The organism is Streptomyces sp. 1-11, from assembly GCF_007176755.1.
GTDB lineage: Bacteria > Actinomycetota > Actinomycetes > Streptomycetales > Streptomycetaceae > Streptomyces.
Genome location: NZ_BJTV01000021.1, coordinates 36,378 through 51,957, shown reverse-complemented (window position 1 = coordinate 51,957; position 15,580 = coordinate 36,378). Strand labels below are relative to the sequence as shown.

The following is a 15,580-nucleotide window of genomic DNA, read 5'->3' as shown; positions in this document are numbered from 1 at the left end:
ACGCCCTGCGGCCCGGGGGTCGGCCTCAGCGGCAGGGCTCAGTTAATACGGGCGTACCCTGGTGTACGCCGAGGAATCGAAGTCACAGGGAGCCGGTCGTGTCCGCAGTCGCACCCGACGGACGCAAGATGCTGCGCCTGGAGGTCCGCAACAGCCAGACCCCCATCGAGCGCAAGCCCGAGTGGATCAAGACCCGGGCGAAAATGGGTCCCGAGTACACGAAGATGCAGAACCTCGTGAAGAGCGAGGGCCTGCACACGGTCTGCCAGGAAGCCGGCTGCCCGAACATCTACGAGTGCTGGGAGGACCGCGAGGCCACCTTCCTCATCGGCGGCGACCAGTGCACCCGGCGCTGCGACTTCTGCCAGATCGACACCGGCAAGCCCGAGGCCCTCGACCGGGACGAGCCGCGCCGCGTGGGCGAGTCCGTGGTCACCATGGACCTGAACTACGCCACCATCACCGGCGTCGCCCGCGACGACCTGGAGGACGGCGGCGCCTGGCTGTACGCGGAGACCGTCCGCCAGATCCACGCCCAGACCGCGGACCGCGCGGCCGGCCGGACCAAGGTCGAGCTGCTCGCCCCCGACTTCAACGCGGTCCCCGAGCAGCTCGCCGAGGTGTTCGAGTCCCGTCCCGAGGTCTTCGCGCACAACGTGGAGACGGTGCCGCGGATCTTCAAGCGCATCCGCCCCGGCTTCCGCTACGAGCGCTCCCTGAAGGTCATCACCGAGGCCCGCGACTTCGGCCTGGTCACCAAGTCCAACCTGATCCTCGGCATGGGCGAGACCCGCGAGGAGGTCAGCGAGGCGCTGAAGCAGCTGCACGACGCCGGCTGCGAGCTGGTCACCATCACCCAGTACCTGCGCCCCTCCGTGCGCCACCACCCGGTTGAGCGCTGGGTGAAGCCGCACGAGTTCGTGGAGCTGAAGGAGGAGGCCGAGCAGATCGGCTTCTCCGGCGTGATGTCCGGCCCGCTGGTGCGGTCGTCGTACCGCGCGGGACGCCTCTACCAGATGGCCGTCGAGAAGCGGGGCTCCTTCATCGCCGTACAGGCGGTGTGAGCCGAGCGTGTGAATTCACGCACAAGGCACTACTGGCCAGTAATGGCCGAGTCGACGCGGTCCCGGCCGTCCTCGCTGATGAGGGCGCTGCCGGGGCCGCGCCGTCGTTCCGGGGCTCCGTATCAAGGCTTCACTGGCGTTTGACCGGCCGGTCACGCCCTGGTAACACCGAACAGTGACCCTGGAATCACACCCCGTATCCCACCCGTAACGAGGGGGAGCCCGATCATGCAGGCCGCGCACGTCCGCGCCACAGCGATCCCGTCCGTCACCGACGCGCTCCGCGCCGTCGAGTCCCTGCTCATGAGCGGTGGGCAGCGCACCGCCCGCCGCAACGCCTGGAACTGCGTCCTGGAGGACCGCCGCCGCGCCAAGGACCGGGTCGAGGCGCAGCGCGTGCTCGAACAGGTCGCCGCCCGCTCCTGAACCTCCTCCCCCGCGGGCACTGCCGTCGTGGGCGCTCCCGGGGCCACGTAGACTTCGTGGCATGGCGAGGAAGGAAAACGCGGCGGACGCCGCGAACGCAGGGCGACTGAAGCAGATCGCCCTCACGTACAAGATGACCCGCAAGGTCGACACGAAGATCGGCCTTGTACTCGCGGCTGTCGGTATCGGCACCTTCGGTGTCTTCCTCGCGATCGGCTTCTTGATCGGCCACCCGTACTACCTGGGCGTCCTGGGCCTGCTGCTCGGGTTCCTGGCCACGGCGATCGTCTTCGGCCGCCGGGCCGAGCGGGCCGCCTTCGGGCAGATGGAGGGCCAGCCGGGCGCCGCAGCGGCCGTGCTGGACAACATCGGCCGGGGCTGGACGACGACTCCGGCCGTGGCGATGAACCGCAGCCAGGACGTGGTGCACCGGGCGGTCGGCAAGGCGGGCATCGTGCTGGTCGCGGAGGGCAACCCGAACCGGGTGAAGAGCCTGCTGGCCGCCGAGAAGAAGAAGATGAACCGCATCGTGGCGGACGTCCCCGTGCACGACGTGATCGTCGGCACCGGCGAGGGCCAGGTCGAGCTGAAGAAGCTCCGCACGACCCTGCTGAAGTACCCGCGCGTGCTGACCGGCCCGCAGGTCACCGTCACCAACGACCGGCTGCGCGCCCTCGGCGACCTGATGACCAACATGCCGCTGCCCAAGGGCCCGATGCCGAAGGGCATGCGGATGCCGAGGGGCGGCCCGAAGACCCGCTAGGACTCCTCGTACGGCGAAGGGGGCGCCCGGACCAGGTCCGGGCGCCCCCTTCGTCGTCGTGCTCCGGGCGCTACAGGCGGACCTCGACGGTCTTCGCGAGCCGGTCGTGCAGGCCGCGGCCGTCGCGGTCCCAGATCAGCGCGGGGATCGCCAGGCAGAGCAGAACCGTGCGCAGCAGCGCGCGCGCCGGGTTCACCGTGCCGGTCTCCAGCGCCACGACCCGGATGCCGAAGAGGCGCTTGCCGGGGCTGAAGCCGATCGTGCCGACGGTCAGGACGCTCATCACGAAGAACAGGAGCAGCGCCCAGTTGCTGGTGGCGGGGCTGTAGCCGTGCGTGATCAGACCGTATGCGATCAGGACGCACAGACCCCAGTCCACGGCGAGCGCGCCCAGACGCCTGCCAGGCCGCGCGATCGAGTTCGGGCCCCGCTCGGGCAGACCGAGCTGCTCGCCCCGGTATCCGAAGTCGGCGCCGGCTTCTTCCAGCGCCGCGCGCGGCCCGGAGAGCCACGACCCCATTGCTTGCCTGTTGTCCACCCGTCCACGGTACTGTGCCCGGTCCGGAGCCGGGCGCACAGGGGTGTGTCGGAGCTACGGTGGAGGCGTGACCGGTTAACTTCTGCGAAACAAACGGGTCACGCCCGAGAAATCACCCGTCCTTAGGGTCGAGGGCAGCGTGTGCCACCGCACCGGCCGCACGAACGATCTACCACCCCGGCGGGACGGTCGGGAGTAGGAGGAGCTGGATGTTCCAGAACGCCGACGAGGCCAAGAAGTTCATCGCGGACGAGGAGGTCAAGTTCGTCGACGTCCGCTTCTGCGACCTGCCGGGCGTCATGCAGCACTTCACGTTGCCCGCCGAGGCGTTCGACCCCGACGACGAGCAGGCCTTCGACGGGTCGTCGATCCGCGGTTTCCAGGCCATCCACGAGTCGGACATGTCCCTGCGTCCCGACCTGTCCACCGCGCGTGTCGACCCGTTCCGCCGGGACAAGACGCTCAACATCAACTTCTTCATCCACGACCCGATCACCGGCGAGCAGTACTCCCGTGACCCGCGCAACGTGGCGAAGAAGGCCGAGGCCTACCTCGCCTCCACCGGTATCGCGGACACCGCGTACTTCGGCCCCGAGGCCGAGTTCTACGTCTTCGACTCCGTCCGCTTCGCGACCGGCGCGAACGAGTCCTTCTACCACATCGACTCCGAGGCGGGCGCCTGGAACACCGGCGCCCTGGAGAACAACCGCGGTTACAAGGTCCGCTACAAGGGCGGCTACTTCCCGGTCCCGCCGGTCGACCACTTCGCCGACCTGCGCGCCGAGATCTCCCTGGAGCTGGAGCGGTCCGGCCTGAAGGTCGAGCGCCAGCACCACGAGGTGGGCACCGCCGGCCAGGCCGAGATCAACTACAAGTTCAACACGCTGCTCGCCGCCGCCGACGACCTCATGCTCTTCAAGTACATCGTGAAGAACGTGGCCTGGAAGAACGGCAAGACCGCGACCTTCATGCCGAAGCCGATCTTCGGTGACAACGGCTCGGGCATGCACGTGCACCAGTCGCTGTGGAGCAACGGCGACCCGCTGTTCTACGACGAGGCCGGTTACGCGGGCCTGTCGGACACCGCCCGCTACTACATCGGCGGCATCCTCAAGCACGCCCCGTCGCTGCTGGCCTTCACCAACCCGACGGTGAACTCCTACCACCGCCTGGTGCCGGGCTTCGAGGCGCCGATCAACCTGGTGTACTCGCAGCGCAACCGCTCCGCCGCGATGCGCATCCCGATCACCGGCTCGAACCCGAAGGCCAAGCGCGTCGAGTTCCGCGCCCCGGACTCCTCCGGCAACCCGTACCTGGCCTTCTCCGCGCTGCTGCTCGCGGGCCTGGACGGCATCAAGAACAAGATCGAGCCGGCCGAGCCGATCGACAAGGACCTCTACGAGCTGGCTCCGGAGGAGCACGCCAACGTGGCGCAGGTCCCCACCTCGCTCGGCGCCGTCCTCGACCGCCTCGAGGCCGACCACGAGTTCCTCCTCCAGGGCGACGTCTTCACGCCTGACCTGATCGAGACGTGGATCGACTACAAGCGCACCAACGAGATCGCGCCGCTGCAGCTGCGTCCGCACCCGCACGAGTTCGAGATGTACTTCGACGTGTGACAGGCGCCCCGGGACCTGCGGGTCCCGGGGACTTGCGTGACGAGGGCCGCCACCCGGACGTGTTCCGGGCGGCGGCCCTCGGCCGTGGGGCCGTCAGCCCGCCACGACGACCACCACGGGGGTGTTGTAGCCGTAGCCGTTGTAGAAGCCGAAGCCGTTGTTGAAGCCGTAGCCGTTACGGAAGCCGAAGCCGCCGCGGCCGTAGCAGCCGCCCCAGCCGCCCCAGCCGCCGCAGCCCCGGTCGGTGCTGACCCGCGTGACCTGGCTGTGGGTGGCCGCCGACGCGGCGGTCGCCGTACCGACGACGGCTCCGCCGGCCATCAGGACGCCGACGGCGGACACTGCGGCGAGACGCCTCGCGCGATGTGCGTTCATGGATCCACCTTCCTTCCACCCCTCGTGCGGCTTTCCGGGCACGAGTCGGATGGCCGCGACCTCGGAGCGAGAGTCCGGCGCGGTCGTAGGGGGCGCCGCACGAAGGTCGTGGCAGGGCGTCACCATGAGGCACCCCGCAGTGCGGCTTCTCCCATCGATGCTAGCCGCGCGCAGGTCACCCAGCATCCTGGGGCAACCTTTGCCGCTTCCCAGCGCTCATATTCCCGGGGGATCATCACCCCCTGGCTCTGTCCGACGAGAGAGGTTGAACGGGGATGTCCGAACAGGACGAGTGGGAGAAGGAGTTCGATCACAGGTGGGCGAACTCCGCGGAGCACAAAGAGCCTTCGGCTCGCGCCCGGATGCTCGCCGCCCGCTGGAAGGAGAACCCCCCGGACCCGGCGCCCTTCCGCGCCGACCCGGAGCGGACGGCACCGCGCCGCTCCTCGTGGGTGTCGACGGTCGTGGTCCTCGGCTGCGTGGCCGCGGTGATAGTCCTGCTCGGCTACGCGCAGCTCCACTCGCCGTACTGATCCGTCACCCGGGGTGAACGGGCCCGCCGAGGACCCCCGCAGCGGTTTCCGCGGGTGCACACTGGACTACGGGACGAGTGCCTGACCGTGGGGTGGTGCAAGATGCAGAGCCGCTTCCGGAGCGATCGGCGGCTGACCGTACGGATGTCGGTCACGCTGTTCCTGCTCGGACTGCTGTACGTGGCCTTCGTCGCCGCGTTGATCGTCTTTCTCAAGTCCTGGCTGCTGGTCGTCGTGGTGGTCGGGGCGATGTTCGTGGCGCAGTTCTGGTTCTCCGACCGGATCGCGATGTTCGCCATGCGCGGGCGGGTCGTGGAGCGGGAGGAGTATCCCGAACTGCACGCCGTGGTCGACCGGCTGTGCGCGATCGCGGACATGCCGAAGCCGGTGGTCGCCGTCTCGGACATGGGCATGCCGAACGCGTTCGCGACCGGGCGCAACCCCGACAACGCCGTGGTCTGCGTGACCACCGGGCTGCTGCGCCGTCTGGAGCCCGCCGAGCTGGAGGGCGTGCTCGCGCACGAGCTGTCGCACGTGGCGCACAAGGACGTCGCGGTGATCACCATCGCGTCGTTCCTCGGGGTGATCGCGGGGCTGATCGTGCGGTTCGCCTTCTACTCCCAGATCCTCGGCGGCGGCCGCAGGGACCAGAACACCGCCGCCGTCTTCGCCGCCGTCATGGCCGTCTCGGCGGCCGTGTACGCGATCAGCTTCCTGCTGATCCGGGCGCTGTCCCGGTACCGGGAGCTGGCGGCCGACCGGGCCGCCGCGCACCTGACCGGACGGCCCTCGGCGCTGGCGTCGGCGCTCACCAAGGTCTCCGGGGACATCGCCCGGATCCCGACCGAGGACCTGCGCACGGCCCAGGCCTTCAACGCCTTCTACTTCACTCCGGCGACCGGCCGGGAGCCCGGCGTCGAGCGGTTCTTCTCCACCCACCCGACCCTGCAGCAGCGGCTCGACCAGCTCGGGCGGATCTCCGCGGAGCTGGGCGAGGCGGCCGCTCCCGGGAAGGCTGGCTGAGGATGGGGCTGCTGGACATCCTGCTCGGCCGTACGAAACCGGTCGCACCCGATCTGGACCAGCTCTTCGCGCTGCCCTCGGCGGCGATCACCCTGCAGGCGGCGGCCGGGTTCACCCCGGCCGGCGTCGGCGCGGTGTGCTTCGCGACGGTCGAGGGCCCGGCCTTCGAGCAGACGTACCGCGAGATCCAGGAGCTGCTCGACGCGGACGCCGACCGGGCGGGGAGCCCGGTGGAGCTCAGCCGGGACGACTACGGCTACTCCTGGCTGGTCTCCCGCCGGCCCCCCGACGAGCTGATCCAGCTCGTGAACGACCTGCACGCGGTGAACACCTCCCTCGAGGCCAACGGCTTCGGCCCCCAGCTCCTGTGCTCCCTGGCCGCCTTCACCGACCCGGCCGGCCGCAGGCTGGCCCTCGTCTATCTGTACAAGCGCGGTTCGTTCTTCCCCTTCGCCCCGCTGCCCGGCGGCTCCGAGCGCCGGGACAGCGCCCTGGAGCTCCAGGTGAAGGCGGCGCTCGCGAGCGACCTGCGGATCGAGCCGGATCTCGGCCGGTGGTTCCCGGTGTGGGGCGCGCCCGGTCTGTGACGACCGGGGCGCCCGGCTCACCTGCTCTTCTCGCGCGCCTGGCGCCGGGTCTCGAAGGGGCGCTCGCGGCGGTAGCGGCGCTCCCACCTGGCCTGGCGGTCACGGCGCTCGCGGTACGCCCGGTAGGAGTCGGGCACGGCGCCCGTACCGCCCGGCGGGGGCGTGGCGGGTGCGCCCCGGCCGTACCTCGCGTACAGGTACACCAGCGCGCCGGCGGCGAGCCACCAGGTGTGGTTGCCGAATCCGAGGATCACCAGGACGACGGTCCCGGTGCTGACGATGCCACGCATGACGGACCTCCTCCATGAGGTGAGCGGGGACGTGTTGTCGGCTTCGCGGCGTTTGTTCAGGGTAGGGAGTCCGATTCCGGATGCGCACCTGGTTTTCCGCGCGGCCCGGGGGCCGTGAGTGAATGTCCCGCATGAGCCGACTCCCTTCACCCACAGATGAGTTCGACGACTTCGTGTGCGTGTCCGAAGGCGAGCGCGTTCGCGGGGTGAGCGCCGGTCCGCCCGGGCGGGCGACGGCCGTGCTCCTGCACGGCGCGGGCAAAGGCGGCAAGGAGCGGCTGCTGCCGCTGCTCGCCGAGTTCGCCGCCCACGGCGCGCACGCCCTGGCCTTCGACTACTCCGGTCACGGCGAGAGCAGCGGCGCGCTCGCTGATTCGAGCCTGCGGCGGCGGTTCGCGCAGGCTGCCGCGGTGATCGACGCGCACGCACCGGCGGACGATCCGCTGGTGCTGGTCGGGTTCAGCATGAGCGGGCACACGGTCGCGGATCTGGTCCGGCACTACGGGCGCCGGGTGGCGGCGGTGGGCCTGTGCGCGCCCGCCGTGTACGCGCAGGAGGCCTGGGAGGAGCCCTTCGGCGACGGCGGCGGGCGGTTCAGCACGATCATCCGCACACCCGGGAGCTGGCGGAACTCCCCGGCGCCGGCGGCGCTGAGCGCCTTCGGGGGACGGGCGGTGCTGGCGGTGCCGGGCACGGACGCGGTGATCCCGCCGGAGGTCACGGAGGCCGTACAGGACGCGCTGTCGGCACGCGCCCAGTACACCCGGCTCGACCTCCCGGACGCCGGGCACCGGCTGGGCCTGTGGTTCCGGGACCACCCCGAGGACCGGCGCGCGCTGGTGTCCGCGCTGCTGGAGGGGCTCGAGGAACAAGGCTGGGCGGCGACCCGCGGCTGGGTGGCCGGACAGTTGCCCCGGGACCGCAAGGTCGTGGGCTCCCGCCGACTGTCCGGTGGCTGGTCGGCGCAGATGCGGGAGCTCACCCTCGACGACGGGGATGAGCTGGTGCTCCGCACGTTCGTGAGACCGTTCTTCCGGCGGCACGCACCGGGGCTGCTCACCCGGGAGGCGGCGGTGCTCGGTCTGCTCGCCGGGCAGGAGGGCGTCCCGGCTCCGGCCCTGGTCGCCGTCGACGCCGCCGCCGAGCACTGCGACCACCCCAGCCTGTTGATGACCCGGGTGCCCGGCACGGTGCGGGTGGACGACGAGGACGGGGAGCCGCTGGACCGGCGGCTGGACCTGCTCGCCGCCCAACTGGTCCGCATCCACGCGGTCGAGCCGGCCGAGCGCCCGCGCCCCTACCAGGCGTGGACCTCGCCGGAGCGGGTCCGCACGCCGGGCGGCGCGCTGTGGGAGCGGGCGGTCGACGTGATCCGGCGCGAGCCGCCGGCGTACAGCGGGCGGTTCCTGCACCGGGACTACCACCCCGGCAATGTGCTGTTCACCGGGACGGGGGACGGGCTCCGGGTGGGCGGAGTGGTGGACTGGGTGGAGACCTCCTGGGGCCCGGCCGACCTGGACGTCGCCCACTGCTCCACGGCACTGGCCCTGCTGCACGGCCCCCGGCACGGGCTGGCCTTTCGGGACCGGTACGAGCGGCACGGCGGCCACGGCCTGGCGGACGGTCCGGACCACCTGTACTGGCGGCTGCTCGACGCGCTGGCCGGCTCCCCCGACGCGGCGAAGCTGGCCGGACCCTGGCGCGAGCTGGGGCGCACGGACCTGACGCCCGGGGTGCTGGGCGAGCGGCTGACGGCGTACGTGGGCGGGCTGATGGAGCGGTACGGCTGAATCCGGGGCGCCGGCCCCCGGCTGTCGGTGGTGTCGGCGATGCTTGGGGCACGGTGAGCGACGGGGAGGTCGGCATGGGTGGCGTACGGCGGCGCATCGGTACGCAGGAGCGGCGGGCGCGGCTGGCGCTGCGTCACCGTCTCGCGGGCACGGCGCGGGCGGCGGCGCCCGAGGAGGTGGCCGACGCCCTGGTGGCCCTGCACGGCTCGGACCCGGCGACGGTGTACCTGGCGGTGGCGGCGCGGCTCGCCGACGCGGCGAAGGCGGTGCCGGAGACGGAACGCGCGCTGTACGACGACCGCACGCTCGTCCGTATGCACGGCATGCGGCACACCGTGTTCGTGTTCCCCACGGAGCTGACCGCCGTCGTGCACGCCTCCACGGGTCTCACCGTGGCCGCGCGGGAACGCGCCTCGCTGGTCAAGGACATGGCCGGGGCGGGCGCGCCGGACGCGGCCTGGCTGGCGGCGGTCGAGGCGTCCACGCTGGCGGCGCTGGCCCGGCGCGGCCAGGCGACGGCGGCGGAGCTGACGGCGGACGAGCCCCGGCTGCGCGAGCGGTTCGTGTACGCGGCGGGCAAGAGCTACGAGGGCGTCCACACGGTGTCCTCGCGCCTGCTGCGCGTGCTCGGGGTGGAGGGCAAGGTGGTCAGAGGCCGCCCGCTCGGCTCCTGGACGTCCGGCCAGTTCCGCTGGGCGCCGGCGCCGCCGCACCCGGAGCTGGATCCGGCGCGGGCCCAGGCCGCCCTGCTGGAGCGCTGGCTGCGGGCCTGCGGGCCTGCGACGGAGGCGGACCTGAAGTGGTGGACGGGCTGGCGGGTGACGGAGGTGCGCCGCGCCCTGGCCGCGACCGGCGCGCACGAGGTCATCCTGGAGGAGGGCACGGGGTTCGTGGCGGCCGGTGACGCGGACCCGGTGGCGGCTCCCGGCCGGCTCTGGGCGGCCCTGCTGCCGGCGCTGGACCCGACGGCCATGGCCTGGCAGCGGCGCGACTGGTACCTGCCCGAGGGGCTGCGCCCGGAGCTGTTCGACCGCAGCGGCAACGTGGGTCCGACGGTGTGGTGGAACGGCCGGGTGGTGGGCGGCTGGGCCCAGCGCGCGGACGGCTCGGTCGTCTGGCGGATCCCGGACGCGGGCGTGCGCCGGGAGGCGGAGCCGGCGGTGGCGGCCGAGGCGGAGCGGCTGCGGGGATGGCTGGGGGCGACGCGGGTCACCCCGAGGTTCCGCACCCCGCTGGAGCGGGAGCTGTCGGCCTGACGGTCCGGGTGCCCCGGGCGGGCCCGGGGCACCCGGCGCCGGTTCTCACCGGGTGTAACGCATCAGCGCCCGCACCATGTGGCACGTGGTGGCCGACGGCGGGTGCACGCCGATCCGCTCGGCGGTGCTGCGGATCGTCTCGTCGTGGGCCTGGCCGGGCAGGTAGACGCCGGTGTCGAGCAGGGCTATGGCGAGGCGCATGGCCTTCAGGCGCCGGTTGTGGGTGACGTACCACTCGCGCGGCCGCCCGGCCGGCAGCGGACGCTTCTCCATCGGCACGTAGGGCGAGTCGAGCCGGACGGCGCGCTTGGCGGTGGACTGGGTCGGCAGCGGCTTGGACTTCAGGGCGGCAGCGGGCACGGGCATCCTCCTGTCGCGGTCGGGGCGTCCGCCGGAAGGCCTCCGGCGATTCCCTCGAACACTGCTTCCAGTCTACCGCCGGGCACTGACATTCGGGCGGCCCGAGTATCCGTCAAACTCCCAGGTGGAAGGTGTAGTTGGCGGTCAGTCACGGCAGTTCCGGATGAGGCGGACGGGGCTCGGGAAAATCGAACAGACCGGTCGCCCGGGCCCGGCCGTGACGCGGGCGCGGGGCGGGTTGCGCGTACGGTGTGCCGCATGGAGATCTGGATCAACCCGGCCTGTTCGAAGTGCCGCGGCGCCCTCGGCCTGCTCGACGCCGAGGGGGCCGACTACACCGTCCGCCGCTACCTGGAGGACGTGCCGAGCGAGGACGAGATCAGGGCCGTGCTCGGCCGGCTCGGGCTCGAGCCGTGGGACATCACCCGCACCCAGGAGGCCGCCGCGAAGGAGCTGGGCCTCAAGGACTGGGCGCGGGACGGGAGCACGCGGGACCGGTGGATCACCGCCCTCGCCGAGCACCCGAAGCTGATCCAGCGCCCGATCATCACGGCGGACGACGGCACCGCCCTGGTGGCCCGCACCGAGGAGGCCGTGCGCGAGGCGGTGTCCCGGGGCAAGGGCTGAGCGGCGCCCGACCGTGCTGTGACGCAGGTTACCCGGACGAACACCGGTGACCGCTGAGCAACCCTGTTCGGGATCTCGTACATAGCGGCGTACGCTCCCCTACCTCTTCAGGAGGCGCGCATGTCGCGCAGGAGAACTCTCAGCACGAAGAAGAAGCTCGCGCTGCTCGCCGGCGCCGCGGCGGTGGCGGGCGGCGGGGCCTTCGCGCTGGCGTCCACCTCGAACGCCGCACAGAGTCCGCAGAACGCCCGGACGCTGTCCGCCGGGGACTCCACGGTGTGCCAGGGGCTGGCCACGGCCCACGGCAACAACGACCGGTTCATCGCGGACCAGAAGGCCAACCCGGACGCGCAGTCGACGGCCCGGATCGCCAACCGCGAGGCGGTCGTCAGACAGATCGAGGTCCAGCAGAAGGCCGCCGGATGCACCGTTGGGGAGTCGGCTCAGGGCTCCCAGGCGGCGCAGGGCGGCCAGCAGGGCAACGCTTCGCAGGGCAACGCTTCGCAGGGCAACGCCCAGCAGGGCGCCGGCGCCCAGGCCGGCGGGGCGCAGCAGTCCGCGCAGCCCTCGCCCCCGGCGGCCGGCGGGAACGGGGCCGCCGGCGGCGCGGCCGCCGGCCGGCAGGTCTGCGCGGGCTCGACCGTGACGCTCTCCGGCGAGGGCGGCGCCCCGGCCGCTTCCAGCAACCAGTTCCCGGCCGGCACGACCCTGAAGGTCACCAACCTGGACAACAACAAGTCCACGACCGTCAAGGTCACCTCGGTGTCCGGGAGTTGCGCGCTGCTGAACAACGCCGCCTTCGAACAGGTGCGGGAGCCGGGCAAGTTCCTCATCCGCCGCGCGGTGATCGAGAAGGTGGGGTGAGCCCCGGCCGGTGAGACGCCGGCCGGCGGGGCGCGGGCCGCGACGGCACCGGCCGGGCAGGGAACAGGTACGCCGCCTCGTACCCGGCGCGACAGCCGGCCGGGTGCAGGAGGAACAGGCGGCGTACCCGGCCCGGCCCCGGTGCCGCGCGGTCCGCCGCCCGTTGCGCCGGCGGCCGTCGTACGCAACCGCGCGCCGCGCCACCGCGTGAGTCCGGACACAGAACGGCCAGGTAACACGCGGTTCACATACGGGCAACGGCCGGGAAATCGCCTGTTGACAGGCTGCCGGGCAGATCGAGGCGGCGCACCGGTGCCGCAGCGCCGCCGGCACCCGCGAGTGCGACCGACCACCCCGGAGGATGTGGCCCCGTGACCTTCAAGGCTGAGTACATCTGGATCGACGGCACCGAGCCGACGGCCAAGCTGCGTTCCAAGACGAAGATCATCACGGGTGCTCCCGCCGGCCTCGGGGCGCTGCCGGTCTGGGGCTTCGACGGCTCCTCCACCAACCAGGCCGAGGGCCACGCCTCGGACCTCGTGCTCAAGCCGGTCTTCTGCTGCCCCGACCCGATCCGCGGCGGCGACGACATCCTCGTGCTGTGCGAGGTCCTGAACATCGACCTCACCCCGCACAGGTCCAACACCCGTGCCGCGCTGGCCGAGGTCGCCGGGCGGTTCGCCGCACAGGAACCGATCTTCGGCATCGAGCAGGAGTACACCTTCTTCGACGGCACCCGCCCGCTCGGCTTCCCCGAGAACGGCTTCCCGGCCCCGCAGGGCGGCTACTACTGCGGTGTCGGCGCCGACGAGATCTTCGGCCGTGACGTCGTCGAGGCCCACCTGGACAACTGCCTGAAGGCGGGCCTGGGCATCTCCGGCATCAACGCCGAGGTCATGCCGGGCCAGTGGGAGTTCCAGGTCGGCCCGCTCGCCCCGCTGGAGGTCTCCGACCAGCTGTGGGTGGCCCGCTGGCTGCTGTACCGCACCGCCGAGGACTTCGGCGTCTCCGCGACCCTTGACCCCAAGCCGGTCAAGGGCGACTGGAACGGCGCCGGCGCGCACACCAACTTCTCCACCAGGGCGATGCGCGAGGGCTACGACGCGATCATCACCGCCTGCGAGTCGCTCGGCGAGGGCTCCAAGCCGCTGGACCACGTGAAGAACTACGGCGCCGGCATCGACGACCGCCTCACCGGCCTGCACGAGACCGCCCCGTGGAACGAGTACTCCTACGGCGTCTCGGACCGCGGCGCCTCGGTGCGCATCCCGTGGCAGGTCGAGAAGGACGGCAAGGGCTACATCGAGGACCGCCGCCCGAACGCCAACGTCGACCCGTACGTGGTGACCCGTCTGCTGGTGGACACCTGCTGCTCCGCGCTGGAGAAGGCCGGCCAGGTCTGATCCGCGCCGCTCGCCCGGGGGGCGCCCGCCAGGACGGCGGGCGCCCCTGCGGCGTCCCGGGGGCGGGCGGGCGTCCAAGCTGTGAGAGAAGGGTCCTGCCGGGGGCACGTATCTGCTTCAATGGGCCCATGGCCAGCTTCCAGAACCGCACCGCGACGGGTCGCCACGACCTCGAGCCGTTCTGGCCCTCCCGTCAGCACCACGACTTCGACCGGGTGTGTTGCCGCGCGGCGAACGCGCGGGCCCTCTAAAGCCGTACACCCCGGCCTTCGGCCAGCGCGGAACGACGTACGTCCCGGCGCGCCCGACCACGAATCGCGGCCGCCGCACCTTCCGACGAACTCCTCGCGCGAAAGAGCTGACCTCTCATGGCGACCACTCGTTCCCTCTCCACCGCCACCCTCCCCGCCCCCGCCCCCGCCCAGAGCGGCTCCCGCCACCGTTTGCGGGCCGTCGACCGGGACGAGGTGGTGGACGTCGCGGACTTCCTGCCGCCGGGCGCCACCTGGCTGCCCGCGCCGCAGCACACCGTGCCCGCCCTCCCCGGGCAGCCCCCGATGGTCGGCTACCTGGTGCTGGTCCCGGCCGACCAGCGGCCGCCCTTCCTGCCGGCCGCGGTGCCGGGCGGCCCCGGCGCGGCGGCCGGAGCGGACGGCGACCCGCTGGTGCGGATCGACCCGGTGCAGCGCACCGTCAGCGTCGACGGCCGCGAACTCGACCTCACCTACCTGGAGTTCGAGCTGCTCGCCCACCTCGTGGCCAACCCGAACCGGGTGCACACCCGCGACCAGCTCGTGACCACCGTCTGGGGCTACGGCCACGTCGGCGACGGCCGGACCGTCGACGTCCACATCGCCCGGCTCCGCCGCAAGCTGGGCGAACGGCACCGCCGCGCGATCCAGACGGTGCGCCGGGTCGGCTACAAGTACACCCCGCCGACCGGGGACTGAGCCGGGCCCTCTGCCCTCGGCAGACGGCCCTTCCCTCCCCGGGCCGCACCGGTCACGCTCACCGGTATGAGACTTCTGGTGCTGGGCGGTACGGAGTTCGTGGGCAGGACCGTCGTGGAGGCCGCGCTCGCCCGCGGCTGGGAGGTGACCGTCTTCCACCGGGGGCGGCACGCGCCGCCGCAGGGGGTGCGGTCGCTGCACGGCGACCGCACCGCGCCCGGCGGGCTCGACACCCTCGCCGGGGACGACGGCTCCTGGGACGCGGTGGTCGACACCTGGTCGGCGGCGCCCCGCGCGGTCCTGGAGGCGGCGCGTCTGCTGCGCGGCCGCGCCGGCCGGTACGCGTACGTCTCCAGCCGGTCCGTGTACGCCTGGCCCTGGCCGCCGGGGGCCCGTGAGGACGCCCCGCTGGTCGAGGGCGCCGCCGCCGACGCGGGGACGGCGGACTACGCCCGGGACAAGCGGGGCGGCGAACTCGCGGCCGTGGCGGCCTTCGGCGCCGGTGACTCGCTGCTGGTCCGGGCCGGGCTGATCCTCGGCCCGTACGAGAACGTGGGCCGGCTGCCCTGGTGGCTGAACCGGATCGCCCGCGGCGGGCAGGTCCTGGCGCCGGGGCCGCGCGGCCTGACCGTGCAGTACATCGACGCGCGCGACCTCGCCGGCTGGCTGCTCGGCGCGCTGGAGCGGGGGCTGAGCGGCCCGTACGACCTGGTCGGGCCGCCGGGTACGACCACCATGGGCGAGCTGCTCGAGGCCTGCGTCCGGGCGACCGGCGCGGACGCGGAACTGTGCTGGACGGACCCGCGGCCGATCCTGGACGCCGGCGTCGAGCCGTGGACCGGGCTGCCGGTGTGGGTGCCGCCGGACAGCGAGATGTACGACGCCGTGCACCGCTCGGACGTCTCCCGGGCCCTGGCCACGGGGCTGGAGTGCCGGCCCGTGGGCGAGACCGTCGCGGACACCTGGCGGTGGCTGACCTCGATCGGGGGCACGGCGCCGCAGCGGCCCGACCGGAGCTTCAAGGGCGTCGCTCCCGAGGTGGAGGCCCGGGTGCTCGCCGCGGCCCGGGGTGTACCTGGCACCACCCCCTGACCGGGGGCTTCGGGCCAGTG

Annotated in this window: 19 protein-coding genes; 15 read left to right on the top strand and 4 right to left on the bottom strand. The window is 72.5% G+C overall.

From position 1 onward, the window contains the following. The first annotated feature begins 98 nt into the window (after positions 1-98). From lipA to TNCT1_RS31970, 3 genes are all read left to right on the top strand, one after another. Positions 99-1,064 carry a lipoyl synthase gene (lipA, locus tag TNCT1_RS31980; protein ID WP_143639124.1) on the top strand — a complete coding sequence of 322 codons (966 nt, stop codon included), beginning with the start codon at positions 99-101 and terminating at the stop codon, positions 1,062-1,064. 228 nt (positions 1,065-1,292) lie between these two features. Continuing rightward, the gene (locus TNCT1_RS31975; protein WP_143639122.1) at positions 1,293-1,490 is read left to right on the top strand and encodes a hypothetical protein; all 198 of its coding nucleotides are present in this window, start codon (positions 1,293-1,295) and stop codon (positions 1,488-1,490) included. A 61-nt stretch (positions 1,491-1,551) separates the two neighbouring features. Next, a complete protein-coding gene (locus tag TNCT1_RS31970) occupies positions 1,552-2,253 on the top strand; it encodes a DUF4191 domain-containing protein (protein ID WP_143639120.1) in 702 nt (233 codons plus the stop codon). Between the two features lie 70 nt (positions 2,254-2,323). Here TNCT1_RS31970 and TNCT1_RS31965 read toward each other — a convergent pair whose 3' ends face one another. Then, the gene (locus tag TNCT1_RS31965) at positions 2,324-2,791 is read right to left on the bottom strand and encodes an RDD family protein (RefSeq protein WP_143639117.1); all 468 of its coding nucleotides are present in this window, start codon (positions 2,789-2,791) and stop codon (positions 2,324-2,326) included. Positions 2,792-3,000: 209 nt separating this feature from the next. Between TNCT1_RS31965 and glnA the strand changes: the two genes are divergently transcribed. After that, positions 3,001-4,410 carry a type I glutamate--ammonia ligase gene (gene glnA, locus TNCT1_RS31960; protein WP_143639115.1) on the top strand — a complete coding sequence of 470 codons (1,410 nt, stop codon included), beginning with the start codon at positions 3,001-3,003 and terminating at the stop codon, positions 4,408-4,410. A gap of 93 nt (positions 4,411-4,503) precedes the next feature. On the opposite strand, the gene TNCT1_RS31955 is transcribed toward glnA, so the two are convergent. Beyond that, complete coding sequence (locus TNCT1_RS31955) at positions 4,504-4,785, bottom strand: hypothetical protein (protein ID WP_143639113.1); 282 nt, start codon at positions 4,783-4,785, stop codon at positions 4,504-4,506. Positions 4,786-5,060: 275 nt separating this feature from the next. Between TNCT1_RS31955 and TNCT1_RS31950 the strand changes: the two genes are divergently transcribed. The 3 genes from TNCT1_RS31950 (at position 5,061) to TNCT1_RS31940 (ending at position 6,928) form a co-directional block, all read left to right on the top strand. Then, positions 5,061-5,318: a hypothetical protein gene (locus tag TNCT1_RS31950; RefSeq protein WP_143639111.1), complete on the top strand. Its 258-nt coding sequence runs from the start codon at positions 5,061-5,063 to the stop codon at positions 5,316-5,318. A 102-nt stretch (positions 5,319-5,420) separates the two neighbouring features. Next, a complete protein-coding gene (gene htpX / locus TNCT1_RS31945; protein WP_143639109.1) occupies positions 5,421-6,341 on the top strand; it encodes a zinc metalloprotease HtpX in 921 nt (306 codons plus the stop codon). A 2-nt stretch (positions 6,342-6,343) separates the two neighbouring features. Continuing rightward, a complete protein-coding gene (locus TNCT1_RS31940; protein ID WP_143639107.1) occupies positions 6,344-6,928 on the top strand; it encodes a hypothetical protein in 585 nt (194 codons plus the stop codon). 17 nt (positions 6,929-6,945) lie between these two features. Here TNCT1_RS31940 and TNCT1_RS31935 read toward each other — a convergent pair whose 3' ends face one another. Beyond that, positions 6,946-7,218, bottom strand: a complete 273-nt coding sequence (locus TNCT1_RS31935) for a hypothetical protein (RefSeq protein ID WP_143639105.1) — start codon at positions 7,216-7,218, stop codon at positions 6,946-6,948. 131 nt (positions 7,219-7,349) lie between these two features. Between TNCT1_RS31935 and TNCT1_RS31930 the strand changes: the two genes are divergently transcribed. Further along, on the top strand, positions 7,350-9,008 hold the full coding sequence (locus TNCT1_RS31930; protein WP_143639103.1) for an alpha/beta fold hydrolase: 1,659 nt from the start codon (positions 7,350-7,352) through the stop codon (positions 9,006-9,008). 74 nt (positions 9,009-9,082) lie between these two features. Further along, a complete protein-coding gene (locus TNCT1_RS31925; protein ID WP_143639207.1) occupies positions 9,083-10,264 on the top strand; it encodes a winged helix DNA-binding domain-containing protein in 1,182 nt (393 codons plus the stop codon). Between the two features lie 45 nt (positions 10,265-10,309). Here the strand turns inward: TNCT1_RS31925 and TNCT1_RS31920 are convergent, their stop codons facing one another. Then, positions 10,310-10,624, bottom strand: a complete 315-nt coding sequence (locus tag TNCT1_RS31920; protein ID WP_143639100.1) for a hypothetical protein — start codon at positions 10,622-10,624, stop codon at positions 10,310-10,312. 258 nt (positions 10,625-10,882) lie between these two features. Here TNCT1_RS31920 and TNCT1_RS31915 point away from each other — a divergent pair, with 258 nt between their 5' ends. The 6 genes from TNCT1_RS31915 to TNCT1_RS31895 all read left to right on the top strand — a co-directional run bounded on the left by TNCT1_RS31915 (position 10,883) and on the right by TNCT1_RS31895 (position 15,560). Next, the gene (locus tag TNCT1_RS31915; protein ID WP_143639098.1) at positions 10,883-11,251 is read left to right on the top strand and encodes an arsenate reductase family protein; all 369 of its coding nucleotides are present in this window, start codon (positions 10,883-10,885) and stop codon (positions 11,249-11,251) included. A gap of 120 nt (positions 11,252-11,371) precedes the next feature. Further along, complete coding sequence (locus tag TNCT1_RS31910; RefSeq protein ID WP_143639096.1) at positions 11,372-12,115, top strand: hypothetical protein; 744 nt, start codon at positions 11,372-11,374, stop codon at positions 12,113-12,115. A gap of 371 nt (positions 12,116-12,486) precedes the next feature. Next, positions 12,487-13,518, top strand: coding sequence for a glutamine synthetase (gene glnII, locus TNCT1_RS31905; RefSeq protein ID WP_143639094.1), 1,032 nt, complete (start codon positions 12,487-12,489; stop codon positions 13,516-13,518). A 128-nt stretch (positions 13,519-13,646) separates the two neighbouring features. Next, positions 13,647-13,769, top strand: coding sequence for a hypothetical protein (locus TNCT1_RS36750; protein ID WP_268894189.1), 123 nt, complete (start codon positions 13,647-13,649; stop codon positions 13,767-13,769). Positions 13,770-13,886: 117 nt separating this feature from the next. Further along, entirely contained in the window at positions 13,887-14,468 is a 582-nt protein-coding gene (locus tag TNCT1_RS31900) for a winged helix-turn-helix domain-containing protein (protein WP_143639092.1), read from the top strand. Positions 14,469-14,534: 66 nt separating this feature from the next. Next, entirely contained in the window at positions 14,535-15,560 is a 1,026-nt protein-coding gene (locus TNCT1_RS31895) for an NAD-dependent epimerase/dehydratase family protein (protein ID WP_174266522.1), read from the top strand. The last annotated feature ends 20 nt before the right edge of the window (positions 15,561-15,580 follow it).